Below are 26195 nucleotides of genomic sequence, written 5' to 3' on the forward strand. Positions count from 1 at the left end.
GAGTAGGCGCGTCATTGCACCCCTTCATTGCAGGCGCAGCGAACGCGGCCTGCACCACAGCACAGGTCGCCATCGCATCGGGATCACCGTTTCCACCAATCCCGCTAACACTCGCAGGGCTAGCGTAGCGACCACGCGGTACTGCCTGGAGATCGACGCGATGACCACGGTGTACTTCGAAGAACGTCAGGTGCAGTGCGCACGACCCTGCGCTGCAGGCGAGTGACACGCACCACGACGATTTCGGAGTTGTCGCACGTGCTGCATCGGCACGCTTGTTCGCAGGCGTGCAACGCGAGCTCATCAAGGCATCGCCACCGACATGGCGAACCGCAGCAACCCATCCTCTGACAAACCCCAAGGAGCCACACATGGCGATCAAGACTGTCGAAGAACTTTTCATCCACGAACTGTCGGACATCTACAGCGCCGAGAAGCAGCTGACCAAGTCGCTGCCGCGTCTTGCGCGCGCGGCCACCGAGCCGAAACTCAAGCAGGCCTTTGAAACCCACCTGGAAGAGACCCAGGGCCAGATCGAACGCATCGATCAGGTCGTGGAGACACTGGGCATCAAGCTCAAGCGCATCAAATGCGCTGCGATGGAAGGCCTGGTCGAAGAAAGCCGCGAGGTCATCGACGAAATCGAGGCCGGCCCGGTGCGCGACGCTGCACTGATCGGCGGCGCGCAGAAGGTGGAGCACTACGAAATCGCCTCGTACGGCACCATTGCCGCCATGGCCAAGCAACTCGGTTATGCCGATGCATTGCCGCTGCTGCTGGCCACGCTGGAAGAAGAAAAGGCCACCGACGAAAAGCTGACCCTGCTCGCCGAACAAGGCGGCAACCAGAAGGCATCCAAGGCCAGCAAGGCCGCCTGAGTCACCGCGCAGGACGCTCGCCGCCGTCCTGCGTCGCTTGCATCCCTGCGGGCATCCCCCCGAAGCCAAAGCCCCACGTTTCTGCCCGCTCGCTGAGTGGTCGTAGTTGCCGGGCGTCAGCCATGGAGCACCACCCATGTTCATGCACAACAAGCGTTTGATGTACACCGTCCGCGTCGCCCAGCCCAATCCGGATCTGGCCACGCTGATGTTGGAACAGTTCGGCGGACCGCAGGGCGAACTCGCCGCTGCAATGCGCTATTTCACCCAGGCACTGGGCGAAGACGATCCGGGCCGCAAGGACCTGCTGTTCGACATCGCCACCGAAGAAATCAGCCACCTGGAGATCATCGGCTCGATCATCGCCATGCTCAACAAGGGGCCCAAGGCGGTGCTCTCCGAGGGCATGGAAGAAGCCATGGACATGCGCAACATGACCCAGAACAGCACCAGCCATACCCAGCAGATTCTGTATGGCGGTGGCCCGGCCCTGGTCAATTCCAGCGGCGTGCCGTGGACGGCGGCGTATGTCGACAGCATCGGTTGCCCCACGGCCGACATGCGCTCCAATATCGCGGCCGAAGCGCGTGCCAAACTGGTATATGAGCGCTTGATCAACGTCACCGACGATCCGGGGATCGTGGATGCCTTGCGTTTTCTGATGACGCGCGAAGTGGCGCATCAGAAGTCGTTCGAAAAGGCCTTGTACTCGATCGAGCCGAATTTCCCGCCGGGTAAGCTGCCGGGCGATCCGCGCTTCACCGACAAGTACTACAACACCTCCCAGGGCGAGGGCGACATGATCGGTCCTTGGAATGCCGGCGAGCAATGGGAAGTGGTGGCCGACCGCGAGGCACAGGCCGCCGTGGATGGTGGCGACGGCTCTGCCACGGTCGCGCTGGATGCCACGCAAACCGCGGCCCTGGATGCCATGTCCCAGCGGCTGCTCTCCAACCCCGAGCTGGACCGCGTGACCGGCGCAGACCTGGGCGCGGGCCCGGGCGCCGGTTCCACCACCGGCGATATCCAGCGTTAGACCTGATGGGTGCAGTTGCACCCATCACCAGCCCGGAGCCAGCGCGCTCCGGGCTTTTTCATTGCACTGCACAGGAGTTGCCATGAACGAAAAATCCACGCTCGACACACACGACGAACGCCAATCGGCCTATCGCGGAAACGGTACCGACGCATCGCTGGATGGCCAGGGCCGCAACGATCCATCGGCTGTCCAGACCCGCGATGCACTGCCGCCGCGTGGCGGCGCGCCGGACGCGTTGCATCAACGCGGTCATGGCCGCGGCGGCACCTTGGGCGAAGGCGAACCCGACGGCCACCCGGAACGCGACGGCAGCACGCAACCCAACTTCGGCCAGAGCGGCACTTACGGCAAGCAGCAACACATCGACGCGCAGCAACGCGCACTGGACGACAACGCCGAGGAAGCAGAAGACAACTGATCGGTTGCGAGCCTGCGGTCGGTGGGTCGACCTGTGCGCGGCGCGATCGTTGGCAAGCAGCGATCAGGATCGACCCACACGACCGAAACGATGAAGGGGCCCACTGGGCCCCTTCTTTGTTGGCTAAATGGCGCACGCGCTCAGACGCGCGCAATCGGTGCCGAGGCCCCTTCGCTCGCCCACTCCGGGCGTACGCCTGCCGCAGCGGCGCAGCGTTCCAGCCGCCAGGGCGTGAGATGGCGCATGGCTTCGGCGCCGCCCATGTGCAGCCACTTGCTCAGGTCCGTGTCGATACACAGCGGCCGGTAGGTGGGCATGCTCGCCGACGAGGCGACGAGCAACGAGAATCCCATCTGCAGGCGTCCGCCGATGTCCATCACGTTGCGCAATCCGGCGGCGTACACCGCGCTGCCATCCTGGCTCAACCAGGTCGCGGCGGTGGTGCCATCCGCCGATGCAGTGCAGACGAAACCGCATAGCGCAATGGCGCAGCGTTGGGTTTCCCAGATGGCCAGATCAACGCCGCCCAATCCGCCGGGCTCCTGCAAATGGATCGAACGCTGCTGCCCCGGTGCGCGGCGGCCGAAGGTCGCGCGCTCCTCGCGTTTGCCGCCACGGTCGGCGACGAAAATGTCGGCATCGGCGCCCACCCCGACTTCGACCCATGCGTTGCTCGCCATGCGGGCGGACAACTGAAGAATGCGCGTAATCATGACTACTCCACTATGTGCATCTCGATGACATAGGTGGTTACGCACAATGCGCGCCAACTTTCTGACGTTCGCAAAAGTCGGTGCTGCAAGCGTTTGACGCGGCTTCAGTTGCGCAACATGCACTACGAAAGCCCAATCGGTCGCAGGTTCTGCACCATCGCGCAGTATTTGCCGTTGGCTGCATGTGTACAGCGCACGGCAACGCCGTTGGATGCAGATGCACGTGCAGCAGCGTTTGCTGTCAACCGCACACGCGCACTGCACGGGCGTCTTGGGTGCAGCACAGCGCTCTTTCACTCGCGGTTTCGATGGTCGCGCACGTCTTCATCGTCGCGAGGGCGCGTGCCCGGCACTCAGACCTGCGGATTGCAGCGTGGCCGGGCGGTGCATGTGCATACGCTGCTCACCTCAGCGGCCATGTCCCCGCAGGCCCGAGGTCTTGCGATCCAACTCACCCGTTCACCGGATTGAGCGGCAACTGGATCTCGCATTCCAGGCGCGTGTCGCTGAGCTCGTAGCGCGTCTGCGCGCCATGGCTATAGGGCAAGGCATTTTCGATCAGCCGGCGCCCGAAGCCGCCGGCCTCATCACGGTCGCCGCGCAGCTGCTGGCTGGCGCCTTCTTCGATCCACAACAGCTTGAGGCGCGCAGGCGTATCGCTGCCGGAGACGACCTCCCAACGGATCGACAAGGTGCCGGTCTCCACCGCCAGCGCGCCATGCTTGAGCGCGTTGGTGGCCAATTCGTGCAACGCCAATGCCAGCGTCTGTACGGCGGATTTGCGCAACGCCACGTTCGGTCCCTCCACCACGATGCGTCTTTGATCCGGCTCGGCCCCCAGCGCATCCAGTTCCATGCGCAGCAAGGCGCCGATGGTGGTGGGCATATTGTCCGATTGCGACAGCAGCCCCTGCACGCGTGACAACGCGGCCAGCCGGTCTTCGAACTTGGCCGCAAACTCGGGCATGCTCTGGCTGGCCTGTACGGTCTGCTTGGCCACCGACTGCACCACCGTGATCAGATTGCGCGTGCGGTGCTGCAACTCGGCCACCAATACGCGCTGTTCTTCCTGCAGGCGGCGCAGGTTGTCCGACTCGGTGGAGGTGCCCAGCCATTCCAGCACCTGGCCGCGTTCATCGCGTACCGGAGCGCTGCGCGTATGAAACCAGCGGTAACCTTGTTCGGCCGCATTGAACAGGCGGTGTTCGATATCCAGCCCGCCGCTGGACGCACTTCCCAGCCAGGCATTCATGGTCGGCTGGCGATCGTCCGGGTGAACCGCCTGCAACCAGCCCAGCTCCAGGCTTTCGGCATCGCCCTGGCCGGTGTAGCTGGACCACTGCGGGCTGGACCAGGTCCAGCGGCCGCCATCGAGCGAGCGCCACACCAGCTGTGGGATGCCTTCCATCAAGGTGCGCAGGCGTTGCTCGCTGCTGCGTAGCGCACGCTCGGCGCGCGTGAGCGGAGTGACGTCCATGAAGGTCAGCACCGCACCACCGATGAAATTGTCCACGGTGCGATACGGCAGCACGCGCACCATGTAGCGCGCATGCGTGGTGGGGTTTTCGACCTCGCGATCGAGCACCGCCAGGGTGCGGATCACCCGCCGCGCATCATCCTGCAGTTCGTCGTAATCCACATGCAGCTTGATGTGGCTGATCGGGCGCTGGATGTCGCTTTCCACCAGCGGCAGGTCGGTGACGGCCGGGGTGAAGTTGGTGACGCGCAATTCGTTGTCGAGGAAGACGGTGGCGATCTGGGTGCTTTCCAGCAGGTTTTTCAGATCGCTGTTGGCATGCGCCAGCTCCTGCACGCGATGGGCCAGCTCACCGTTGACGGTGGTCACTTCCTCGTTGACCGATTGCAGTTCTTCCTTGGAGGTTTCCAGCTCCTCGTTGGCGCTCTGCAGTTCTTCGTTGAGCGACTGGTATTCCTCGTTGGAAGACTTGAGCTCCTCGTTGGTGCTCTCCAGCTCTTCGATCATCGATTGCAGGCGCTCGCGGGTGATGCGCAGCTCGTTTTCCAGCACCTGCACATGACCATCGTCGTGCACGCTGTCGTGTGGGGCGGGCAGCTCCACCGGTTCGCGCGCTTCCACTTCCTGGAACAGCACCACGTAGCCGCGCGGCACGTCCGAATCGGCGGTTGGCTCGACGAACAGGTTCACCGCCCAGGTCGCCGCATCTTCGTGCACCTGGACACCTCTGACGTGCACAGGCGCGCGTTCGCGCTCTGCGCGGCTGAGCGCGCTGCGCAAATCCAGGCGCAAATCGCGATGGATCAGGTTGAGCAGGTTGAGACTGGGCGTGCCGCCGCCGGGGCGGATGAAGCGCTCCGCCTGAGACGAGAAGTGCAGCACCTCGAACTGCTCGTCCAGCACCGCATACGCCGGCGCATAACGGTCGGCGATACGCTCGCCGGCACGCACCAGCGCATTGCTGGAGGTGCGCTGCCGCTGCGGTGGTGTCGGCACCCTGGCAACCGCAGCGGGCTGCACGGTTGGGAAGGTCGCATGCACGTTGCTTTGCGCATCGATGCGCTGGAAGACCCGGAAGCTGCGCTCCACCGGGGTGAACAGTTGCGCATGCCGCGAGACGTTTTCGGCATTGCCCAGGAACAGGTAACCGCCCGGACGGATGGCGAAATGAAAGATCGGCACCACCCGGTTCTGCAACTCGGCATCCAGATAGATCAGCAGATTGCGGCACGAAACCAGGTCCAGTCGCGAAAACGGCGGGTCCTTGACGATGCTGTGCTGGGAGAACACGCACAGCTCGCGCAGCTCCTTGCTCACCACATAGGTGTCGCCTTCCTTGACGAACCAGCGCCGCAGTCGTTCGGGTGCAACTTCACCGACGATGCTGGAGGCATAGCGCCCCACCCGTGCAGTGGCCAGTGCGCGCCCGTCGATATCGCTGGCGAAGATCTGGATGCGTGGCGCGGTGTCCAGGGTTTCGGCGTGTTCGCGCAGCAGCATCGCCAGCGAATAGGCCTCTTCGCCCGTGGAGCAGCCCAGCACCCAGATGCGCAGGCTGTCGCCGGTGTGCTTGCCCTGGAACAAGCGCGGAATCACCTGCTGCTCGAGGAATTCGAACTCGCGGCGGTCGCGAAAGAACTTGGTCACGCCGATCAGCAGGTCGTTGAACAGCTGCAACGGTTCGTCGAAACGATTGCGCAACACCTCCAGATACTGCTCCAGCGTTTCCACCTGCGCGACCTGCATGCGCCGCTGCACGCGGCGCAGGAAGGTGGCGCGTTTGTAGCCATGAAAATCGTGGCCGGTGGTATTGCGCAGGATGGCGGCGACCTGGCTGAGCTTGTCGCTCTCGCTGCCATTGCGCACGCCGGTCGGCACCGGATGACCGTAGCCGTGATGGCGTTGCATGTGCGCGGCGATACGCGCGGCGATCTGTGGCAGGGGCAGGATGTCGTCGGTGATGGCGGCCGGGTTGCTGGCACTGCGCAGGTCCAGCCCATGCAGTGCGGCATCGTCCACGGCCAGCGCCAGACCGCCGCACTCACGGATCGCCGCGGTCCCCAGCGTGCCGTCGCCGTCGAAGCGCCCCATGATCAGGCCGATCACATTGCCGTCCTGATCGTGCGCCATCGAGACGAAGAAGCTGTCGATCAACCCGTGGTCGCTCTCGCCACCGGGCAAGGCGCGCAGACGGATGCGCCCTTCCTCCAGCGTGACGACCGTATCGGCCGGCGGCAGATAGAAGCGCCCCGGTTGCAGCCGGTCGCCATCGCTGGGTACCGACAGCAGGGTGGCCTGACTGCCAAGCAGTTCGCGCAGGCGTGCCTCATCCAATAATTGGCGGTCGCGCAACAACAGCATGATGGCCAGATTCGACGCGCCAGCAATCGCATCGAGCAATTCTGCCAGGCGATCGGCGTCCATACCGGCGGCGCCCACGCCAAGCACGAACAAGGGCGGCTGCGTGTTCGCATCCGTAGCGATGTCGTTGTTGGAAGTTTCGTCGTCGGTCATGGCGGCACTATCGTTGCAACGCTGGATTCAAGCGCAATCGGCCATGATCGCGTAAAGCGCGGCGGACTACCATGCAGCACATGCGTCATCGCGTGCGCACATTGCAGAGACCGGTCCTGGAAGCGTCTGCTTGCGCGCGGCGTTAACCTGCAGTGCGAGCACCATGCGCACGCGTGTTGTCCGAAACGCCACTGCTTTGGAGCCTGTCATGCACGACACTGCACTTGCCGGCCGCCGCATTCTTGTTGTCGAGGACGATTACTTGCTGGCCGAATCGCTCAACGACTTGTTGGTGGAAGCTGGCATCAACGTCGTGGGGCCGGTCGGCAGTGTGCCTGACGCGCTTTCGCTGGTAGCGTCAGGTCAGGCCATCGATGGTGCCTTGCTGGATGTCAACGTGCGCGGCCAGGCGGTGTTTCCGGTCGCCGATGCATTGATGGAGCGCGGCGTGCCGTTTTCCTTCTGCTCCGGCTACGACCGCTATACGCTGCCGCAGCGCTTTGCGCATCTGTCGTACTGCATGAAGCCCTACAACCCGCGCACGATCACCAGCTTGCTCAGCCACCAGACCGAGCTGGCCGATCACTGATCGGTGCAGGCGGGCTGGGCGCTCTCGCCCGGTTCCACCCCGGGCTGCTGCAAGGCGCGCTCCTGCTCGCCAAGCTGGTTGAGCAGTTCAACGGCGGACTGATGCGCCGTGCGCAGCGTCTCCAGCGGCTTGGACGTTTCGTTGCGCAACGCATACAACGCAAAACCCATCACGTTGAGCCGGTTGCGCAACTGGTGCAGCAGCTCGCGCCGCTGCCCACGCGGTGCCTCGCTCACTCCGCACCCTTGTCGCTGAGCCGGTTGTGCAGGGTGCGCACGCTGATGCCCAGTTCGCGTGCGGCGGCCTTCTTGTTGAAGCGGGTGCGCGCCAGTGCCGATTCGATCATCGCATCTTCGGCCTGGCGCATGGTCCAGCCGGCAGGAATCAGCAAGCCGTCCTGGTCGGCCTGCGGCACGGTCTGCTCCACATCCGGGGCGCTCAACAGATCGCCATCGGAGCGCAGATAAAGGTAGTGGATGAACGAGCGCAGCTCGCGCACGTTGCCTGGCCAGGCATGGTAGGCCAGGTAGCGCAGCAACGACTTGGTCGGCAACTTGCGCTTGCCATACTTGACGTTGAGCTCGTCGATCACGCGTAAGCCAAGCAGGCGCGCATCGCCGCGGCGCTCGCGCAGCGGCGGCACCTGGATCGGGTATTCATTGAGGCGGTAGAACAGGTCTTCGCGCAGCACCGCCTGCTCGCGCTGCACGTGCTGGTGGGTGGCTGCCACCACGCGCGCATCCAGTGCGATTTCCTCGTTGCCGCCCACGCGCATGAAGCTGCGCGATTCGATCGCCCGCAGCAGATACACCTGCAGCCGCTTGGGCATCTCGCCGATTTCATCCAGGAACAGCGTGCCGCCTGCGGCCTGCTCCAGGAATCCGGCATGCCGACGGTCGGCGCCGGTGAAGCTGCCGCGCTCGTGGCCGAACAACTGGCTGGCCAGCAACTCTTCCGGAATGGCACCGCAGTTGACCGGCACGAAACGGCCGCGGCGACCGGACACACGGTGGATGGCGCGCGCCACCAGATCCTTGCCGGTACCGGTTTCGCCGGTCACCAGTACATTCAGATCGGTCGGCGCCACGCGCACGATGTCCTTGCGCAGCATGACGATGCTGTCGCTGTTGCCAACGATGCCCAGGTTGCCCTGCTGCGCTTCGCGCAGTCCCCCGAGCACCCGCTCCAGGCGTTCGGGCGCGAACGGCTTGGTCAGGAATTCGCTGACCCCGAACTGCTGCGCGCGACCCTGGGTTTCGCGCGCGTAATCGCCCGAGACCACAACGATCTGCGGGGTGTGGTCCGGGTCGAGCCGTTCGATCAGGTCGAAACCGCTGCCGTCCGGCAGGCCAACATCCACCACCAACAGGTCGGGAAAGTTGCTGTCCAGCCAGCGGCTGGCTTCGCCAAGGGTGTGGATGCCCTTGGCACGGAAGCCGCTATCGGTGGCGAGTTCAACCACCTGATCGCAGAACTCCACGTCGTCGTCGATGATGGCGCAGGAAAGACGGTCCATGAGCGCTTCTGTCCGCAATGACTGATACATGTTCAGTTGAGAATTGTGACGGCCGCGCGAAATGCGCTGCACACCACATCGGAAATTGCCTGCTGCTGTCACGTTCTGTAGATGGTGCGGCGCTCCTCCCCCGGTCGAGCCCGCCCTGACGGCTGTGGGCGAAGTACGCATGGAAGCGCTCGATTGCGCCAGTGCCAAGCGTCACGCTCTGGGTCGGTCGCCGCTTCGAGAACGCCGAAACGCCAAGGAGAGCAAGGTTTGCCAGGGCCGCCGCGCAAGTCCAACAACGGGTGCCGTCTTGATCGAGCGCTGGCTGAGCTCGCTTGCGTGCCTGCATCGGGGCCAGGATATCAGCCGGGGCTGAAGTGAGCCGACGCCAGCGTGGCGCCGCATGAACCCCTCAGGAAGCCGCATCCGGTCTGCTGGGTTGCCCACAGCCTACGCACCGCCCGTGGAGAAGGCGTGCACAACGCGCTCACGCATTCCTTCCTGGGTGCGGCGAACACTCGCCCGATCCAGCAAGCGAGGTGTCCCATGCACGCAGTCTCGTCGCCCGTGCAGGCCGATGTGCAAACCGAATTGGACTACTGGCGTGCCGAGCACCGCCGGGGCCAGCTTGGCTATTACCCATTCGACGGTATTCCCGAAGGCACGATTCGGGCAGTCTGCGCGGCCTACAACGCACACCCCAACCTGACCGATGCAGAAGCGATCAAGGCCGTGCGCGATGCGCTGTGCCTGACCCCCGGCTCGATGAATGCCGTGCTCGCCGATTGGCTGGCGCCGCGTTGCCTGCGTCACTTACGCCAGGCGTGATGCAGTCTCCGGTTGGACTCGCTTGATTGGTGCGGTGCACGCCTGCCGTGCTCGGAAGGGGCTCTTCGGGCCTGCAAGGTATCGCACGGTGCGTCAGTTCACTCTTTTTCGCGCGTGATGGGCGCAGGCTTGTCATTGGCACCACGCGTCTGCACGCGGTGGCGGCATGCATGCCCAGGTGCCCGTTGTTCGCGCACGCTGCAGGTGCCAGCTGCGCTTGCCCAGCCTGCGCCGCATGCCGCGGCCGTGGTGTCGGCGCTGCCGCATACCGCCAGGCATTAGGAGAAACCTGTGGAAGCGCTGCTGCTGTCCCGTATCCAGTTCGCCTTCGTCATTTCGTTCCATGTGCTGTTTCCGGCCTTCACCATCGGCCTGGCGAACCTGCTCGGGTTTCTGGAATGGCGTTGGCTACGCACGCACGACGAGGCCTGGAAGCGGCTGTACTTCTTCTGGTTGCGGATCTTTGCGGTGTCCTTCGGCATGGGCGTGGTCAGCGGCATCGTCATGGCCTTCCAGTTCGGCGCCAACTGGCCCGAGCTGAGCCGCATCGCCGGCAGTGTGATCGGCCCGCTGCTGAGCTATGAAGTGCTCACTGCGTTCTTCCTGGAAGCCAGCTTCCTGGGGGTGATGCTGTTCGGCTGGGGCCGGGTCTCCGAGCGCCTGCACTTTTTCGCCACCTGCATGGTGGCGATCGGCACGCTGGTGTCCACGTTCTGGATCTTGTCGTCCAACAGCTGGCTGCACACCCCGCGTGGCTACGCGATGGTCAACGGCATCGTGCAGCCGGTCAGCTGGCTGCAGATCATCTTCAACCCGTCGTTTCCGTATCGCCTGGTCCATATGGCGCTGGGTTCGTTCATCACCACCTGCTTTGTGGTTGGCGGCGTCGGCGCTTACTACCTGCGCAAAGGGCTGCATGTGGATGCCGGCGCCCGCATGTTGCGCCTGTCGGTGGCATTTGCCGCCATCGTGCTGCCCATGCAGGTCCTGGTGGGCGACCAGCATGGGCTCAACACACTGGAGCATCAACCGCTCAAGGTCGCCGCGATGGAGGCGCACTGGCGCAGTGAAGGCGATGGCGCCGGCGTGCCGTTGGTGGTGTTTGCGCTGCCCAACGCACAGGCCGAGCGTAACGACTATGAGGTGGCCATCCCACGCCTGGGCAGCCTGATCCTGACCCACAGTGCAGACGGCGACATTACGTCGCTGACGTCGGTGCCGCGCGATCAACGGCCGCCGGTGGCTCCGGTGTTCTTTGCCTTCCGCATCATGGTGGGCCTGGGGATGGCGATGCTGTTGCTGGCGTGGATCTCGGCCATTGCCTGGTGGCGTGGACGCCTGCATGCCAGGCCGCTGATCCTGGCCTGGAACCTCATGCTGCCGGCTGGATTCATGGCGCTGGTGGCCGGCTGGTTCGTCACCGAGATCGGGCGCCAGCCGTGGGTGGTGTACGGGTTGTTGCGTACTGCCGATGCGGTGGGCCCGCAATCGACTGCGACAGTGGCGGTATCGCTGCTGGTGTATCTGCTGGGCTATGCGTTCGTATTCGGCTTCGGCATCTTTTATCTGACCAAGCTGGTCCGTGCCGGGCCGCAACCCAGCCGCGACGGGCCGGATGTGGCCGGCGGCGAACACACGCCGGCACGCCCGCTGTCCGCGGCAGATACATCACTGGAACAGGAGAACACGCCATGGAACTGAACTACTGGTTGCCGGTGGTGTGGTTTGGCGTGATCGGTTTCGGCGTGCTGATGTACGTGGTGCTGGACGGCTTCGTGCTCGGGCTGGGCATGCTGGCGTCGTTCGCGCGCGACGAGCAGGAAGTGGACCTGATGATGAACACCGCCGCGCCCATCTGGGACGGCAACGAAACCTGGCTGGTGCTTGGCGGCGCCGGCCTGTTCGCTGCATTTCCCACGGCGTATGCGGTGATCCTGTCCGGCCTGTATCTGCCGGTGCTGTTGATGGTGATGGCGCTGGTATTTCGTGGGGTGGCGTTCGAATTCCGTTTCAAGGCGCAGCGCTCGCGTCGATTGTGGACGTTATCGTTCATCGCCGGCTCGATCCTGACCGCCTTCGCGCAAGGCATCATCCTCGGCGCGCTGGTGGAAGGCATGCCATTGGACAACGGGCGCTACACCGGCGGCGTGTTCGGCTGGTTCAGCCCGTTCACCATCCTCACCGGTGCTGCGCTGGTGTTCGGCTATGCGCTGCTCGGCAGCACCTGGCTGATCCTCAAGACCGATGGGCGCACCCACACCTTGGCGCGACAGCTGACCAAGCCGCTGGTGGGCGTGGTGGTGACCTTCGTCGTGCTGGTCAGCGCGTGGCTGCCGTTCCTGAGCTCGCATGTGATGGCGCGCTGGTTCGAACATGGCAATTTCTGGTGGCTGTCGCCGATTCCGCTGATGACCGCAGCCGTAGCGCTTGCGCTCTGGCGCGGCAGCGACAGCTCGCGCAGCGACGCGTGGCCCTTCCTGCTGACGCTGGCGATCTTCGTGTTGGGCTTCATCGGCCTGGTGTTGGGCATGTGGCCGTATCTGGTGCCACCGAGCTACACCATCTGGCAGGCGGCTTCGCCATCCTCTTCGCAAATCTTTCCGATGGTGGGCCTGGTGGTACTGCTGCCACTGGTGCTCGGCTATACGGTGTGGTCGTACCGCGTGTTCCGCGGCAAGATCACCGCCGATGTGGGCTATCACCATCATCACTGAGCGAGAGTGCGGCACGCAGGCGTATGCACCATGCGAGGCGTTGCAGCAGATGTCTTCAGACAAACCAACAGCGCCCGCGTTGCGGGCACTTTGGCGATAAGGGCGGTGTGCTTCAGCGTTTTTCCGATCCGTCCGGCCGTTCGTAGTCGTGTTCGGGGTCGGCCTTGTTGACCTCGGGATCTTCGTCGGGCATGTCGTGCACCTTCCATTCGACATCCTCGTTGCGACGCTCCTGTGGCGTAAACGGCTTTTTCTGATCGTCTTCTGGGCCCCATGGCTTTTTCGATTCGCTGCCCATGCTCATCTCCTGCGTGGTCGTCATGACCCAACGCTAGGCGCGCAGGCATTGCGAGGTGGTGAACGAAGCCCGGTGGTGGCGTGAAGTGCGTGTGGCAATGCACTCCCCGCACCGGAGAGCACAGGCTCCGGCTGCGTACCCTTCGCCGCCTCGCAAAGGGCTCAAGCCGCGTTACCCGCCGGTCTGCGAATGCGGCGCCTCGACCGGCTTGGACTGCGGCGAATCCTTCTGCCGCAACCAGATGGTCAACACCACCAGCGAGAACACCGCCAGGAACTCGCTCTGCCAGTTCTGCATCGATTCGAACCAGAACGCTGCGCTGGTGAAATGCTCCAAGACCGTGATGGGCGGCAAGCCCTTCTGCGCACGTTCCACCACCTCCAGTCGCCAACTGCCGACCAGATGCAGCGCAAAGCTCATCAGGAACAGCGCTCCGAACGCGATGGCCAGCGAATGGTCGTATAGCCGTCGCCATATCCCGCCGGCACGCACCGGCCAGGGCGTGGTGCCAGGCTTGATCTCAACGCTTTCTTCAGCCGGATCGAGCGGGCGCGATTCGGCAGAGCCCACCTGCCGCAACTTCACGGTGAGCAACACGTACATGCCCATCTGCAGGAACTCGCTCTCCCAGTTTTCGAACAGTGCCGACATGAAATGCGGGCTGTGCAGATACGCAGACAGCAGCAGCGTCGGCTGCCCCTGCTCGCGCAATTCGTCGTTGTATGCATGCAATCCGGCATAGATCTGGCAACCGATGAAGAACATGGTCAACCCAAGCAGACACAACGACAGCCCGTTACGACGCAAGAACATGGATGACCTCCTGACGATGCGCGCAGTATCGAGCGTCCTGGGCAAAACCGCATGAAGTTTGCGTGCAACCGCGCTGTTCCGCATGCCGCGCGATGGCTGACTGCCACGCACAGGGCGCAACCCGCAACACACCACGCGCACATCGTTTGGCCCGGACGTTTACGTTTGCGCGACCACACTGACGTGCAACCAACGACTTCCACTGCCAGGAGACCACGATGCCCGTACCCAACTATCCACGCCCACCCTTCAAGCCACAGCAGCAGAGCTTTCCCGGACGCACCGAGAAGATGGACCCGCGCCCGGACCATGGCGAAGACAGCTACGTGGGCCACGGCCAGTTGAAGGGCAAGCGCGCATTGATTACCGGTGGCGACAGCGGCATCGGTGCTGCGGTTGCCATCGCCTATGCACGCGAAGGCGCAGACGTGGCCATCGCCTTCCTTCCCGACGAGCAGGAAGATGCAGCGCGCATTGGCGCGCTGATCGAAAAGGCCGGCGTCAAGGCGCTGCTGGTGGGATGCGACATCAGCGACCCCGGCCAGGCAGCGGCCCTGATCGACAAGGTCAACAGCACGCTGGGCGGCCTGGATATCCTGGTCAACAACGCCGGTTACCAGAAGTACTTCGAGACCTTCGAAGACATCACGCTGGACGAATGGCGCAAGACCTTCGACACCAACGTGCATGCGGCCTTCAATCTGGTACGCCTGTCGGTACCGTTGATGACCGATGGCGGCTCCATCATCAATACCGCCTCGGTGCAATCGAAGAAACCCACGCCCAACATCCTGCCCTACGCCGCGACCAAGGGTGCGCTGGCCAACCTCACCATCGGCCTGGCCGGCGTGCTGGCGGAGAAGAAAATCCGCGTCAATGCGGTGCTGCCGGGCCCGATCTGGACACCCTTCATTCCCTCCGGCATGGATGAAGAGTCGGTGGAAAACTTCGGCGGGCAGACGCCCATGGGGCGTCCAGGTCAGCCGGTCGAGCTGGCATCGGCTTACGTGATGCTGGCGGCCGACACGGCCAGTTACACATCGGGCACCTTGCTGACCATTTCTGGCGGCGCAGTCACGCTGTAACGCTGTCGCATTGTTGCCACGCCCGCGTCGCTGATCGAGCGACGCGGGCTTTTTATTGGCTCAATCTTTTAGGTGAACGCTCAGCGCTCACCAGCGCATGCCACGTCGCGTCTGCTTGCCCGTGCAGTCGTTCGGGCGCATTGCGACAGCGCGCAAAAAACGCACAGCCAAGGTGAGTTTCCGGTCAACGTTGCGCTCGCGTGGCACGCACCCGTTCCTGCGATTGCTCTCACGGTCGGCCTCCTACCGTAGGTGGCGTTGGAACGTGATGCACCACACCTCTCCAAACAGTGCTGCCCGCCACGCCTGCGTGGCGCAGGCGCGAACCCACTGCTGGCGCAACGACATCGCCCCCATGCATCGACGCATGCGGCGTGATGCATCCGCGCCATTGGCAGGCCAGCGCAGTAGCGCCCCCATAAGGCAGACAACAATGCGAATTCTGGTCACCGGCGGCACCGGCTATATCGGCTCACACACCTGCGTGGAACTGGCGCGGCGCGGTCATGACGTGTGCATTGTCGATAATTTGAGCAACTCCTCCGAGCGCGTGCTCGACCATCTGCAGCATCTGATGGGGTTCCGCCCGGAGTTTCATCGCATGGATGTGCGTGCGCCCGAGCTTGCCGACTTGTTGATCAGCGAGCGCATCGACGCCGTCCTGCATTTTGCCGCACTCAAGGCCGTTGGCGAATCGGTGCGCGAGCCGCTGCTGTACTTCAACAACAACGTCACCGGCACGCTGGCGCTGCTACGCGCGATGCGGACTGCCAAGGTGTGCAACCTGGTGTTCAGCTCGTCGGCCACCGTGTATGGCGACGCCAACCGCAGCCCGATCGACGAAAGCGCGCCGCTGAAGGCGATCAACCCCTACGGGCGCACCAAGCTGATGATGGAAGAAATGATCGGCGACCTCAGCGCCGCGTGGCCGGATTTCAACGCGGCGTTGCTGCGCTACTTCAACCCGGTGGGTGCGCACCCCAGCGGGTATCTGGGCGAAGATCCGCGAGGCGTACCGAACAACCTGATGCCCTACATCGCACAGGTGGCAGTGGGGCGTCGCGCGGCATTGCAGGTCTTCGGCGACGACTATCCCACCGACGACGGCACCGGCGTGCGCGACTATCTGCATGTGATGGATCTGGCGCGCGCGCATGTGGATGCCATCGATTACCTGCAGCGCGAGCGCAAGGGCCTGGTGGTCAATCTGGGCACCGGGCGCGGCTACAGCGTGCGCGAGGTGGCGGCCGCGTTCGCGCGCGCCAGTGGCAGGCGCATTCCGCTGAGCATCGGGCCACGTCGCGGTGGCGACGTGGCGGTGTACTTCGCCAGCACTGCGCTGGCCAACCGGCTGCTGGGCTGGACCGCGGAATACGACCTGGACCGCATGTGCCGCGATACCTGGCGCTGGCAATCGATGCACCCGGATGGCTACGCCGGTTCGCGTCTGCCGCGCCCGCGCTCCGCGGCGGCCGTGCCCGAACGCGACAGTGCGCGCGAGCTGCCGACATCACCGCGCCGGCGACCGCCCGGTCCGGACACGCGCCGTCGCAGCGAGCCGGTACGCACGCTGGCGGTCGCCGATGGTTTCTCCGGCGCGTAATGCGCAACGACCCGTTTCTTTCCTACGAGGGTATTCCATGAGTTGGGCTGGCCAGTTCCAATACGCGATCGGCAAGACCCGCCGCGCGGTTCCATCCGACAGCACGCCACAGTTCGATCCGGCGCGGCCCACACTGTTGTGTCTGTCGCATCTGCGCTGGAGTTTTGTCTATCAGCGCCCGCAGCACCTGATGTCGCGCTTTGCACGCGATGCCAATGTGCTGTTCTGGGAGGAGCCCATCGCCTGCGATGCAGCCGAACCCTGGCTGGAGGTGCGTGGCCAAGAGCACGGCGTGCACGTCTTGGTGCCGCGCCTGCCCGTCGGGTGCGGGGGCGAGGAGGCCGTGCAGGTGCAACGTCGCCTGCTGGACGGCTACCTGGCCGAGCTTGGCGTACGCGACCTGCTGCTGTGGTACTACACGCCAATGAGCCAGAGCTTCAGTGCGCATCTGCGTGCGCGCATGGTCATCTACGACTGCATGGACGAGTTGTCGGCCTTTCGTGGCGCGCCCCCGGAGCTGGTGCAACGCGAGCGCGCACTGCTGCAGCGCGCCGATGTGGTCTTCACCGGCGGCTACAGCATTTGGGAGGCCAAGCGCGCGTTGCACGCCAATGCGCACGCGTTCCCCAGTAGCGTGGACGTGGCGCACTTCGCCGCCGCGCGCACGCCGCAGCAGGAGCCTGACGACCAGGCCGGCATCGCGCACCCGCGGCTGGGTTTCTACGGTGTCATCGACGAGCGGTTCGACGTCGAGCTGCTACGCGCGATCGCGACGCAGCGGCCGCACTGGCAATTGGTGATGATTGGCCCGGTGGTCAAGATCGACCCCTCCGAGCTGCCGCAGGCCACCAACATCCACTATCTGGGCGGCAAGACCTACGACGAACTGCCTGGTTATCTCTCCGGCTGGGAGGTGGCGTTGATGCCGTTTGCGATGAATGCCTCCACGCGCTTCATCAGCCCGACCAAGACACCCGAATACCTCGCTGGCGGCTGCCCGGTGGTGTCCACGCCAATCCACGATGTGGTGCGCACCTATGGCGACACCGGCGTGGTGCGCATTGCCGCGACCGCCGACGCGTTCGTCGCCGCGTGCGAAGCCGCACTGCAGGACAGTGCCGATCGCGCGCAGTTGCTCGACCGCGCCGATGCCGTGCTGGGCGATATGTCCTGGGACCACACCTACGACCTGATGAAGGAGACGCTTTCTTGGACGCAATGACCCCGCCGGCCGCCGCGCCGCTCGCCGCCCGTCGCACGCGTGGCAACGCACGGCGTGGTTTCGATTACCTCATCGTCGGCGCAGGATTTGCCGGCAGCGTGTTGGCCGAACGGCTGGCCGCCGGCCTCGGCAAGCGTGTGCTGGTGGTCGACCGTCGCCCGCATATCGGCGGCAACGCCTACGATTTCCATGACGATGCCGGCGTGCTGATCCATCGTTATGGTCCGCACATCTTCCACACCAACGCGCAGCGCATCGTGGATTACCTGTCCAATTTCACCCAATGGCGTCCGTATGCGCACCGCGTGCTTGCGCAGGTGGGCGACCAGCAGGTGCCGATCCCCATCAACATGACCACGTTGAACCGTCTGTACGGCCTGCAACTCAGCAGCGAAGAACAGGCCGCAGCGTTCCTGGCCAGCCGCGCCGAGCCGGTGGCCGATATCCGGACCAGCGAAGATGTGGTGGTCAATCAGGTGGGCCGCGAACTCTATGAAACCTTCTTCCGCGGCTATACGCGCAAGCAGTGGGGGCTGGATCCGTCGCAGCTGGACAAGTCGGTGACCTCGCGCGTGCCCACCCGTACCAACGACGACGACCGCTACTTCACCGACACCTTCCAGCAGATGCCGCTGCATGGCTATACGCGCATGTTCGAGCGGATGCTCGATCACCCCAACATCAAGGTGATGCTCAATACCGACTACCGCGAGATCTGCGACGAGCTGGAGTACGACCAGCTGGTGTACAGCGGGCCGGTGGACGAATACTTCGACTATTGCTACGGCAAGCTGCCGTACCGCTCGCTCAGGTTCGAGCACAGCACGCTCGATCAGGAGCACTTCCAGGCGGTGGCCACGGTCAATTATCCGGACGAAGCGGTGGCCTACACGCGCATCACCGAATACAAGCACCTCACCGGCCAGCAACATCCCAACACCAGCATCACCCGCGAGTATCCTTCTGCCGAGGGCGACCCGTATTATCCGATTCCACGCGCGGAGAACGCAGAGCTATATCGGCGTTACGAACGCCTGGCCGCCGAGACGCCCAAGGTGACCTTCCTTGGCCGTCTGGGCACCTACAAGTACTACAACATGGATCAGGTGGTCGGCCAGGCGTTGGCCTTGTACAAGCGCATCGAAGACGCCGAGCCGCGGCGCGCCGAGCTGGCGGTCTGACAACGCACGCCCCGCCCTGCGGCACCGTGGCTGCAGGGCAGTTATCGACGCATCGCTGCAACCCAGCGGCGCGCGCAGCAGGATGTTGGATGCATACCCCCACACTGTTCGAAAGTTTTTTCATGGCGGGGTTCGAGTGTTCGACCCACCGCCGCCGCGACGGGCGCAGGCTCGACCTGATTGCCGCCACCCGGCATGACCGTTGGGCCGCCAAGGACTACGCGGCGTTGGCGGCGCATGGCCTACGTACCGCGCGCGATGGCCTGCGCTGGCATCTGATCGAACCACGCCCCGGGCATTACGACTGGTCCAGTTTCCTGCCGATGCTGCACGCTGCCAACAGCGTGGGCACGCAGGTGATCTGGGACGTGTGCCATTACGGCTGGCCGGACGATGTGGACATCTGGACGCCGCAGTTCGTCGACCGCTTCGCGCGCTTTGCTGCCGCCGCCGCACAGTGCATCAAGGACGCCTCCGACGCCGTGCCGTTCTACGCGCCGCTTAACGAGATCTCGTTCTGGGCATGGAATGGCGGCGATCACGCCCGCATGCATCCGATGGCGCGCGGGCGTGGTTTCGAGCTCAAGCATCAATTGGTCCGCGCCACCATCGCCGCCATCGACGCGATACGCCAGGTGGATCCGCGCGCACGCTTCCTGCAGGTGGACCCAGCGATCCATGTGGTGCCATCCAACGACCGGCCCGGCCCGCGCCGCGAAGCCGAACGCCTGCGGCTGGCGCAGTTCGAAGCCTGGGACATGATCTGCGGCAAGCAGTGGCCAGGACTCGGCGGGGCGCCGGAGTATCTGGACATCATCGGCCTCAACTACTACTCGGATAATCAATGGTATCTGGGCGGCGTGCCGATCCTGCGCGACTCGCCCGACCACCGCCCGTTCTCCACCATCATGCTGGAGTTCTGGCAGCGCTATCGCCGCCCAATGATCGTCTCCGAAACCGGTGCCGAAGCCGATCAACGCGCCCCCTGGCTCGATCATGTCGGCAGCGAGGTTGCGCTGGCCCTGCAGCACGGCGTGGCGATGGAAGGTGTCTGTCTGTATCCGGTGCTGGACTACCCCGGTTGGGACAACGACCGGCATTGCCCCACCGGCGTGCTCGGCTATGCGGACGAGCACGGCGGACGACCGCTGCACCAAGGCCTGGCCGACCAACTGCGCCGCGAGCACGCGCGTTTCGGTCTGCGCGCACCGCAGTTCGCGCTGGCCGATATCGCCCCGTGAGTACGTCCGCCCACTCCACCTTGCTGCCGGACAAGCCGGCGCGTTTTCTCTGGCACTACGTGGGCCGACGGCCGTGGCATTTCAGTGGCTTGCTGCTCCTGATCGTGGGCGCGGCCGGCTGCGCGGTGTCGGTGCAATACGGCATGAAAATGCTGGTGGACGCGATGGCCACCGATCAACGCAGCCAGGCAAACGTGTGGCTGCCGCTGGGCCTGTTCATCAGCCTGATCGCGGTGGAAAACCTGCTGTGGCGCCTGGGCGGCTGGCTGGGCTGCCGCACCGTGGTGGCCAGCGTGGTGGACATCCGCGTGGATTTGTTCCGCCATCTCACCGGCCACCCGATGCGCTACTTCACCGAGCATTTTGCCGGTGCGCTGGGCAACCGCATCACCGCGCTCGGCAGCGCCGCCGGGCAGATCTTCGGTGGACTGGCGTGGAAGATCGTGCCGCCCATCGTGGATTTCGTCGGCGCCATCGTGCTGCTGTTGACGGTGGATTGGCGCATGGCCGCCACGCTGGTCGGCTTCATTGCGATCGTGGCGGCCATCATCACCAGCTTCGGCATTCGCGGCCGCGCCAAGCATCAGCGCTTTGCCGCGCAGGCCGCCCGGGTGGGTGGCGAGCTGGTGGATGCGGTTTCCAACGTGTGGACGATCAAGGCGTTTGCCGCGCGCGATCGCGAAAGCGCGCGGCTGGCCGAACAGATCGGTCACGAGGCCGTGGCGCATCGGCGCAGCTGGATGTACGTGGAAAAGGCGCGGGTGATTCACGACATCTGCCTGTCGCTGATGGCCGGCGGCATGCTGATCTGGGCCATCGGCATGTGGCGCTCCGGAGCGGTGAGTGCAGGCGATGTGGTGTTGGTCAGTGCGCTGACCTTCCGCATCCTGCATGGCTCGCGCGATCTGGCGCTGACCCTGGTGGACACCACCCAGCAACTGGGCGCCATTGCCGACACCTTGCAGATCATTCTGCAACCGCACGCCATCGTCGATGCGGACGTGCCGCTGGCCTTGGCCGAAGGCGATGTGCGTTTCGAACAGGTGCGTTTTGCCTATCCCGAGCGCGCCGCGGTGCTGGAAGGATTGAACCTGCATATTCCGGCCGGCCAGAAAGTGGGCATCGTGGGGCCCTCCGGTGCCGGCAAATCCACCTTGATTGCCCTGATCCAGCGCCTGGACGATGTGGAATCCGGACGCGTGCTGATCGACGGGCAGGACATCCGCGGGGTCAGCCAGGACAGCCTGCGCGAAAAGATTGCGGTGGTGCCGCAGGAAACTGCGTTGTTCAATCGCAGCATCGGCGACAACATCCGCTACGGACGTCCCGATGCCAGCGATGCCGAGGTGCACGACGCGGCGCGGCATGCATTCTGCGATGGCTTCATCCGGCAATTGCCCGAAGGCTACGACACCCAGGTGGGCGAGCGCGGGGTGATGTTATCGGGCGGACAGCGGCAACGGCTGGGGATTGCCCGCGCCTTTCTCAAGGATGCGCCGATCCTGATTCTGGATGAGGCCACCTCGGCACTGGACACCGAGTCGGAAGCGGAGATCCAGGCCGCGCTGGATCACCTGATGCGCGACCGCACCGTGTTGGCGGTCGCCCATCGCCTGTCCACGGTGATTGGCTTCGATCGCATCGTGGTGCTGCAGGACGGCCGTGTGGTTGAAGATGGCAGCCCTGCGGAACTGCGCGGCCGCGGTGGCGTGTTCGACAGTTTGTGGCAGCGCCAGGCAGCCGGATTCGAGACGGCACCGGAAGCACCGTGAGGCGGCTGCGCCCAGAAGCGCTGCTTGCTTTGCGTCATGCGCGGCGAGGCAGACGCAGCCTGCGGCTGGCCCAGTGCGACGAGCATGGCATGAGATGCACTTTTCGCCCTGGCAGCAGACCCCATTTGCAATCGCTGGCGCACAAAAAAACAGGCAGCGTCTGGCTGCCTGTTCCACTTCCTGCACAACGCCTCAATGCGGTGGCCGATAGTCGCGCAGCCTGGTCGTCACGTTGCCGACCTCCTGCACTGCGCGTTTGAGGTCGTCTTCGGACATCCCCAGTTCGCGCGCCCAGTACTGCAACTCCCATTCCTCGTTGATGCTTACATTGTGCATGTCGGTGGGTTGACGATTTGCATCCCGTGGTTCGCCCATGGCGATCTCCCATGTAGGACAGCTGGTGAGCCGGCTGCGACGCCGGCGCTTCGCACGGTTTGCCGGCGCTGCCGCATCGACGCGTTGTCTGGCGAGCTGTGGTCAGTGGGGCTGGCCCTGCTTGGCGCGCAGCGCCTTGGCGTGTTCCAGATGCTCGGCGATAGTGTCGCGTGCGCGCTGCAACTCTTTACCCAGGTCGCTGGAGCCCGGCTCGCTGCTGAGCTGTGTGTCCAGCAGGGCCAGCGCCTGCTCGTGGCTGTCCACACTGGCTTGCAGATACTGCGATTCGAACTGTTGCCCGTGCAGGTCCTGCAGGCGCTTGCGCACGCCCTCGGCGCCCGCGGTGGCGGCCTGGCCTAACGTGCCATTGCGATCCGGCGCAAACCGGCTGAGGTCCGTCAACGCAGCGCTGTGGGCTTCGTCCATCTTGCGTGCAAATGCCAGCACCTCTCCTTCCACACCCTTGACCACCGCCAGTTGCGCAAGCGTGCGTTCGTTCTCGTTGAACACTGCCAGCGCGCCAAGCGCCTGCTTGCGGTCGCGGGCATCGCCCACGCTGTCGCGCAACGGGTCGCCGTGAGGCGGCGTGCTACCGACCACCGTGGCTACGTTGCTCTGTAGATCCTGCGGATCGCTCGTGTGCCCCTGCCGGCGCTGCCAGGCCTTGTACGCCACATAGCCCACCGCGCCGGCGGTCACCATCTTGAAAAGTCCCATCGCTGTCTCCTGTTGAGCGCGATCTTTCATCGCGTCTGGCGGTCGTTGATTGTTGGGTTCGCAGGGACGGCGAAGGCGGCATGCCTGCGTCCCAGCGCGTCATATGAGCCTGCGAGCGCGGGGGTTATCCAGACGTGACCTGCGCATCAACGCCGCGTCGGCGATCGGGCGCGTCCACACCGCGCCCACGCAGTGTGCTGACAGGTTTAACACCGCTGCACGAACACTGCAGTGCGCCGCCGCGTCTAAATGCCCACAGGAGACAGACATGCTTGCCCTCAACTACCACGGTTCACGCGATGTGCGAGTGGAAACCGTGCCCGATCCACTCTTGGTCGAACGCGACGACCTGATCCTGCGCGTCACTGCCACCGCCATTTGCGGCTCTGACCTGCATCTGTATCGCGGCAAGATTCCCGACCTACGCCCCGGCGACATTCTCGGCCACGAATTCATGGGCATCGTGGAAGAGGTGGGCCCGGATGTCACGGCGGTCAAGCCGGGCGACCGGGTCGTGATTCCGTTCGTGGTCGCCTGCGGGCGGTGTTTCCACTGCGTGCTGCAGGAATTTTCCGCGTGCGAAACCACCAATACCGGCAAGGGCGCGGCGCTCAATCACAAGGACATGCGCCCGCCCGCCGCGCTGTTCGGCTTCAGCCATTTGTATGGCGGATTGTCCGGCGGCCAGGCCGAATACGTGCGCGTGCCCAAGGCCAATGTCGGCCCGCTGGTGGTGCCCGATGCCTTGCACGATGAGCAGGTGCTGTTCCTGTCCGACATCCTGCCGACCGGGTATCAAGCCGTCGTCGATGCAGGCGTCAAACAAGGCTCGACCGTTGCCATCTTCGGCGCCGGCCCGGTCGGCCTGATGGCCGCGGCGTGCTGCCGCATGCTGGGCGCAGAGCGCATTTTCATGGTCGACCGGCACGCATACCGGCTCGATTTTGCGTCCAGGGCCTATGGCGTGATTCCGATCAATTTCGACGAGGTCGACGACCCGGCCGATGTGATCGTCTCGCAGACCGATGGCCGGGGCGTCGATGCCAGCATCGAGGCGGTCGGCTTCGAGGCCGAAGGCAGCGCCATCGAAACCGCACTGACCAACCTGAAACTGGAAGGCAGCAGCGGCGTGGCGATCCGCCAGTGCATCGCCGCAACCCGTCGCTGCGGTGTGGTGAGCGTGCCCGGCGTGTATGCCGGCTTCATCCATGCCTTCATGTTTGGCGATGCGTTCGACAAGGGCCTGACCTTCAAGATGGGCCAGACGCATGTGCAAAAGCATATGCCGCATCTGCTGGAATGCATCGGCAATGGTCAGCTCAAGCCAAGCTCGATCATTTCGCATCGCATGCCGCTGGCTGACGCGGCGCGTGGCTACGAACTCTTCGACAAGAAGCAGGACGATTGCCGCAAGGTGGTGCTCACGCCGTAAAAGCGTGAGTGGGATCTACGCAGACGGCGCAATCTTCGACCGCGCCGTCTGCATGTTGTATAGCCGTTGAGTGCTGGCAACAGGCTCAGTCCAGCGGCTTGGCCGGCACGAACGGGGACACCGGGTCGCTGGCCGGGAAGGTCTCTTCCACCGCTTCGTCCTGCAGCGCGTCCTGCTTTTTCTTGTCGTGCTGCGTTTGGTCGTGCGGCGCTTGATCGCGCTGTTCGGCGTGGTCGTGCGCAGAGGGAATCTGGTTGGGTGTGCTCATGTGTTTTCCTACGACGTGATGCGAGCCACTACGCTACGGTGCGCTGCGTTGGCACAGGTGAAAAGCGTCTTCGCACATCAACGACAAAGGCAACGGATGTGCTGCACTGTGCATGCCGGGCCATACAGTGCATTAGGTGCGGTCTCGCATTCCTTCCCATGCGGCGCAACCATGGTCCCTCTCGATCACGCGCGGCGCCCGAGCGCGACCTGTGCTTGCGCAGATGAAGTCAGGCAGCGCTGTGGCGACCAGCAGTGTCGCCGAACGCGGCATCCGGCACCCACGCAGTTGCACCTGCACGGCCGCCATGCGACGACGCGCCTTGGGTTCACATCCGCACGCGCCCAGGGTGTATGGTGCATGGGCGGCCGGAATCCGGTGTCGCCCTCATTTCATCTGGCCCTTTCCATCGACAATCTCTGCGAACGCTGCGACGCCGTCTGCTGCCGGCTCACCGTCATGGTCGATCCATCCGACCGTATCCCACACCATCTCACCAGCGTGACGCCGCAAGGCTGGCATGTGATGGCGCGCGACGAGGAAGGCTGGTGCGTGGCCATCGACGCTGCGCGCATGTGTTGCTCGATCTACGAGACGCGACCGGCGATCTGCCGGCGTTTCGTCATGTCCGGCCCGTATTGCCGCGACGTACGTGCCACCTACGACGATCAACGCCGCCGGGGCATTCCCTTGACGCTGTACAACGCATGAGGATGTGCGATGCATCATTCCCGCCGCCAGTCGATGACCGTCAGTAACCAGCCGGGCAAGCCGCGGTTGTCCGAACAGCGGTTGGCCGCCGATCTGCAGGCGTTTCAGCAATCCGGCGGCGCAATCGAGCGCCTGGGCGATACACCACTACGTCGCGAAAAAAAGCGCGGCGCACCAGAGGCTGCGCCAGCCGCCGTAGTCACACCGGCCGTCGCAGCCGAGGCCGAGTAAGACAGCAACGGATGCCTCGCGGGCGCCTACGCGCATCCATCCGCCATCACCGACGCGATGCGACGTAGTCGGCCATCAGCTTCAACCACCCGATCAGGGCAGCTGCAACTCTGGGCCGCACTGCAGAAGCTGCTTGGGCAGTCTGCGCACGCGGGTTCAGTGCTCAACACATCAGGCACCGCGCGCAGGCGTCGCCGCCCGCACGGACATGGGGGCAGTTACAGCAGTTGCGCGCGCTTGGTCGCGCCAAGCCCTTGTGCCAGTGAGGCCATTTCGTTGGCCAAGGCGACCATGTTGCCGCCGGCCTGCGCCGCGATGCCCATGATGCGCTGGTAGGCGTCCCAGAAGTCGGGCCCATTGCCATAGGCATCGTGGAACCCTTGCAGCTCCAAGACCAGCAGATCGGACACTTGCATGTCGGAGCGGTCCATTGTGTTACCTCGATGGGGGATTCCCCGGCCCGCAGCTTATACCCGTTCACCTTACAAAATCGAGTCAGCCGGATGGCCGGATGCCTGGACCTGAATTGGTTAGAATGCCTGGCGGAATCTGTGTGTCGGGCGTCTGGTTGG

At 64.3% G+C, this 26195-nt stretch carries 26 protein-coding genes and 1 pseudogene; 16 read left to right on the plus strand and 11 right to left on the minus strand.

Annotation, left to right across the window (positions count from 1 at the left end):
• Positions 1-371 precede the first annotated feature (371 nt).
• From LN450_RS11005 to LN450_RS11015, 3 genes are all read left to right on the plus strand, one after another.
• The gene (locus LN450_RS11005) at positions 372-878 is read left to right on the plus strand and encodes a YciE/YciF ferroxidase family protein (protein ID WP_008577724.1); all 507 of its coding nucleotides are present in this window, start codon (positions 372-374) and stop codon (positions 876-878) included.
• 136 nt (positions 879-1014) lie between these two features.
• Positions 1015-1914 (plus strand): manganese catalase family protein, encoded by a 900-nt coding sequence (locus LN450_RS11010; protein WP_011348711.1) that lies wholly within the window; start codon positions 1015-1017, stop codon positions 1912-1914.
• A gap of 82 nt (positions 1915-1996) precedes the next feature.
• Entirely contained in the window at positions 1997-2335 is a 339-nt protein-coding gene (locus LN450_RS11015; protein ID WP_011348712.1) for a hypothetical protein, read from the plus strand.
• A 140-nt stretch (positions 2336-2475) separates the two neighbouring features.
• On the opposite strand, the gene LN450_RS11020 is transcribed toward LN450_RS11015, so the two are convergent.
• From LN450_RS11020 to LN450_RS11030, 3 genes and pseudogenes are all read right to left on the minus strand, one after another.
• The gene (locus LN450_RS11020; RefSeq protein ID WP_011348713.1) at positions 2476-3048 is read right to left on the minus strand and encodes a hypothetical protein; all 573 of its coding nucleotides are present in this window, start codon (positions 3046-3048) and stop codon (positions 2476-2478) included.
• A gap of 33 nt (positions 3049-3081) precedes the next feature.
• Positions 3082-3267 (minus strand): annotated as a pseudogene (locus tag LN450_RS23270) (hypothetical protein); the annotation flags it as partial.
• 232 nt (positions 3268-3499) lie between these two features.
• Complete coding sequence (locus tag LN450_RS11030; RefSeq protein ID WP_011348715.1) at positions 3500-7039, minus strand: CheR family methyltransferase; 3540 nt, start codon at positions 7037-7039, stop codon at positions 3500-3502.
• 208 nt (positions 7040-7247) lie between these two features.
• On the opposite strand from LN450_RS11030, the gene LN450_RS11035 reads away from it, so the two are divergent.
• Positions 7248-7628, plus strand: a complete 381-nt coding sequence (locus tag LN450_RS11035) for a response regulator (RefSeq protein WP_008577717.1) — start codon at positions 7248-7250, stop codon at positions 7626-7628.
• Here the strand turns inward: LN450_RS11035 and LN450_RS11040 are convergent.
• Positions 7622-7864 carry a hypothetical protein gene (locus tag LN450_RS11040; protein WP_008577714.1) on the minus strand — a complete coding sequence of 81 codons (243 nt, stop codon included), beginning with the start codon at positions 7862-7864 and terminating at the stop codon, positions 7622-7624. The genes LN450_RS11035 and LN450_RS11040 overlap by 7 nt on opposite strands.
• Complete coding sequence (locus tag LN450_RS11045) at positions 7861-9144, minus strand: sigma-54-dependent transcriptional regulator (RefSeq protein ID WP_039416854.1); 1284 nt, start codon at positions 9142-9144, stop codon at positions 7861-7863. Before LN450_RS11045 ends, LN450_RS11040 begins: the two co-directional genes overlap by 4 nt.
• Before the next feature lie 534 nt (positions 9145-9678).
• Between LN450_RS11045 and LN450_RS11050 the strand changes: the two genes are divergently transcribed.
• From LN450_RS11050 to cydB, 3 genes are all read left to right on the plus strand, one after another.
• On the plus strand, positions 9679-9960 hold the full coding sequence (locus tag LN450_RS11050; RefSeq protein WP_039416852.1) for a hypothetical protein: 282 nt from the start codon (positions 9679-9681) through the stop codon (positions 9958-9960).
• Between the two features lie 291 nt (positions 9961-10251).
• Positions 10252-11661 (plus strand): cytochrome ubiquinol oxidase subunit I, encoded by a 1410-nt coding sequence (locus tag LN450_RS11055; protein WP_011348718.1) that lies wholly within the window; start codon positions 10252-10254, stop codon positions 11659-11661.
• Positions 11652-12674: a cytochrome d ubiquinol oxidase subunit II gene (gene cydB, locus LN450_RS11060; protein ID WP_011348719.1), complete on the plus strand. Its 1023-nt coding sequence runs from the start codon at positions 11652-11654 to the stop codon at positions 12672-12674. The genes LN450_RS11055 and cydB overlap by 10 nt, the downstream gene beginning before the upstream one ends.
• Before the next feature lie 112 nt (positions 12675-12786).
• On the opposite strand, the gene LN450_RS11065 is transcribed toward cydB, so the two are convergent.
• Entirely contained in the window at positions 12787-12996 is a 210-nt protein-coding gene (locus LN450_RS11065) for a hypothetical protein (protein WP_170808607.1), read from the minus strand.
• Positions 12997-13143: 147 nt separating this feature from the next.
• Positions 13144-13785 (minus strand): DUF6766 family protein, encoded by a 642-nt coding sequence (locus tag LN450_RS11070; RefSeq protein ID WP_011348721.1) that lies wholly within the window; start codon positions 13783-13785, stop codon positions 13144-13146.
• 218 nt (positions 13786-14003) lie between these two features.
• Between LN450_RS11070 and LN450_RS11075 the strand changes: the two genes are divergently transcribed.
• The 6 genes from LN450_RS11075 to LN450_RS11100 all read left to right on the plus strand — a co-directional run bounded on the left by LN450_RS11075 (position 14004) and on the right by LN450_RS11100 (position 21889).
• Positions 14004-14870 (plus strand): SDR family oxidoreductase, encoded by an 867-nt coding sequence (locus LN450_RS11075; RefSeq protein WP_011348722.1) that lies wholly within the window; start codon positions 14004-14006, stop codon positions 14868-14870.
• A gap of 433 nt (positions 14871-15303) precedes the next feature.
• The gene (gene galE, locus LN450_RS11080; RefSeq protein WP_074038449.1) at positions 15304-16473 is read left to right on the plus strand and encodes a UDP-glucose 4-epimerase GalE; all 1170 of its coding nucleotides are present in this window, start codon (positions 15304-15306) and stop codon (positions 16471-16473) included.
• Positions 16474-16510: 37 nt separating this feature from the next.
• Positions 16511-17695, plus strand: a complete 1185-nt coding sequence (locus tag LN450_RS11085; RefSeq protein WP_011348724.1) for a glycosyltransferase family 1 protein — start codon at positions 16511-16513, stop codon at positions 17693-17695.
• The gene (gene glf, locus LN450_RS11090) at positions 17692-18876 is read left to right on the plus strand and encodes a UDP-galactopyranose mutase (RefSeq protein ID WP_008577697.1); all 1185 of its coding nucleotides are present in this window, start codon (positions 17692-17694) and stop codon (positions 18874-18876) included. Before LN450_RS11085 ends, glf begins: the two co-directional genes overlap by 4 nt.
• 89 nt (positions 18877-18965) lie before the next feature.
• Complete coding sequence (locus LN450_RS11095; protein ID WP_011348725.1) at positions 18966-20117, plus strand: glycoside hydrolase family 1 protein; 1152 nt, start codon at positions 18966-18968, stop codon at positions 20115-20117.
• Entirely contained in the window at positions 20114-21889 is a 1776-nt protein-coding gene (locus tag LN450_RS11100) for an ABC transporter ATP-binding protein (protein ID WP_011348726.1), read from the plus strand. Before LN450_RS11095 ends, LN450_RS11100 begins: the two co-directional genes overlap by 4 nt.
• A 192-nt stretch (positions 21890-22081) precedes the next feature.
• On the opposite strand, the gene LN450_RS11105 is transcribed toward LN450_RS11100, so the two are convergent.
• The gene (locus LN450_RS11105) at positions 22082-22264 is read right to left on the minus strand and encodes a DUF3606 domain-containing protein (RefSeq protein WP_011348727.1); all 183 of its coding nucleotides are present in this window, start codon (positions 22262-22264) and stop codon (positions 22082-22084) included.
• Between the two features lie 102 nt (positions 22265-22366).
• Entirely contained in the window at positions 22367-22981 is a 615-nt protein-coding gene (locus tag LN450_RS11110; RefSeq protein WP_011348728.1) for a DUF4142 domain-containing protein, read from the minus strand.
• Positions 22982-23249: 268 nt separating this feature from the next.
• Here LN450_RS11110 and LN450_RS11115 point away from each other — a divergent pair, with 268 nt between their 5' ends.
• Complete coding sequence (locus tag LN450_RS11115; RefSeq protein WP_011348729.1) at positions 23250-24413, plus strand: zinc-dependent alcohol dehydrogenase; 1164 nt, start codon at positions 23250-23252, stop codon at positions 24411-24413.
• A gap of 85 nt (positions 24414-24498) precedes the next feature.
• Here LN450_RS11115 and LN450_RS11120 read toward each other — a convergent pair whose 3' ends face one another.
• Positions 24499-24681: a hypothetical protein gene (locus LN450_RS11120; RefSeq protein ID WP_011348730.1), complete on the minus strand. Its 183-nt coding sequence runs from the start codon at positions 24679-24681 to the stop codon at positions 24499-24501.
• A gap of 288 nt (positions 24682-24969) precedes the next feature.
• Between LN450_RS11120 and LN450_RS11125 the strand changes: the two genes are divergently transcribed.
• The gene (locus LN450_RS11125; protein WP_109298494.1) at positions 24970-25392 is read left to right on the plus strand and encodes a YkgJ family cysteine cluster protein; all 423 of its coding nucleotides are present in this window, start codon (positions 24970-24972) and stop codon (positions 25390-25392) included.
• Between the two features lie 33 nt (positions 25393-25425).
• The gene (locus tag LN450_RS11130) at positions 25426-25623 is read left to right on the plus strand and encodes a hypothetical protein (protein ID WP_170808586.1); all 198 of its coding nucleotides are present in this window, start codon (positions 25426-25428) and stop codon (positions 25621-25623) included.
• A gap of 218 nt (positions 25624-25841) precedes the next feature.
• Here the strand turns inward: LN450_RS11130 and LN450_RS11135 are convergent, their stop codons facing one another.
• A complete protein-coding gene (locus LN450_RS11135; protein WP_008577678.1) occupies positions 25842-26054 on the minus strand; it encodes a hypothetical protein in 213 nt (70 codons plus the stop codon).
• Positions 26055-26195: the final 141 nt, after the last annotated feature.

The sequence above is a fragment of the Xanthomonas euvesicatoria pv. euvesicatoria genome, assembly GCF_020880415.1.
In the GTDB taxonomy this organism is placed as follows: domain Bacteria; phylum Pseudomonadota; class Gammaproteobacteria; order Xanthomonadales; family Xanthomonadaceae; genus Xanthomonas; species Xanthomonas euvesicatoria.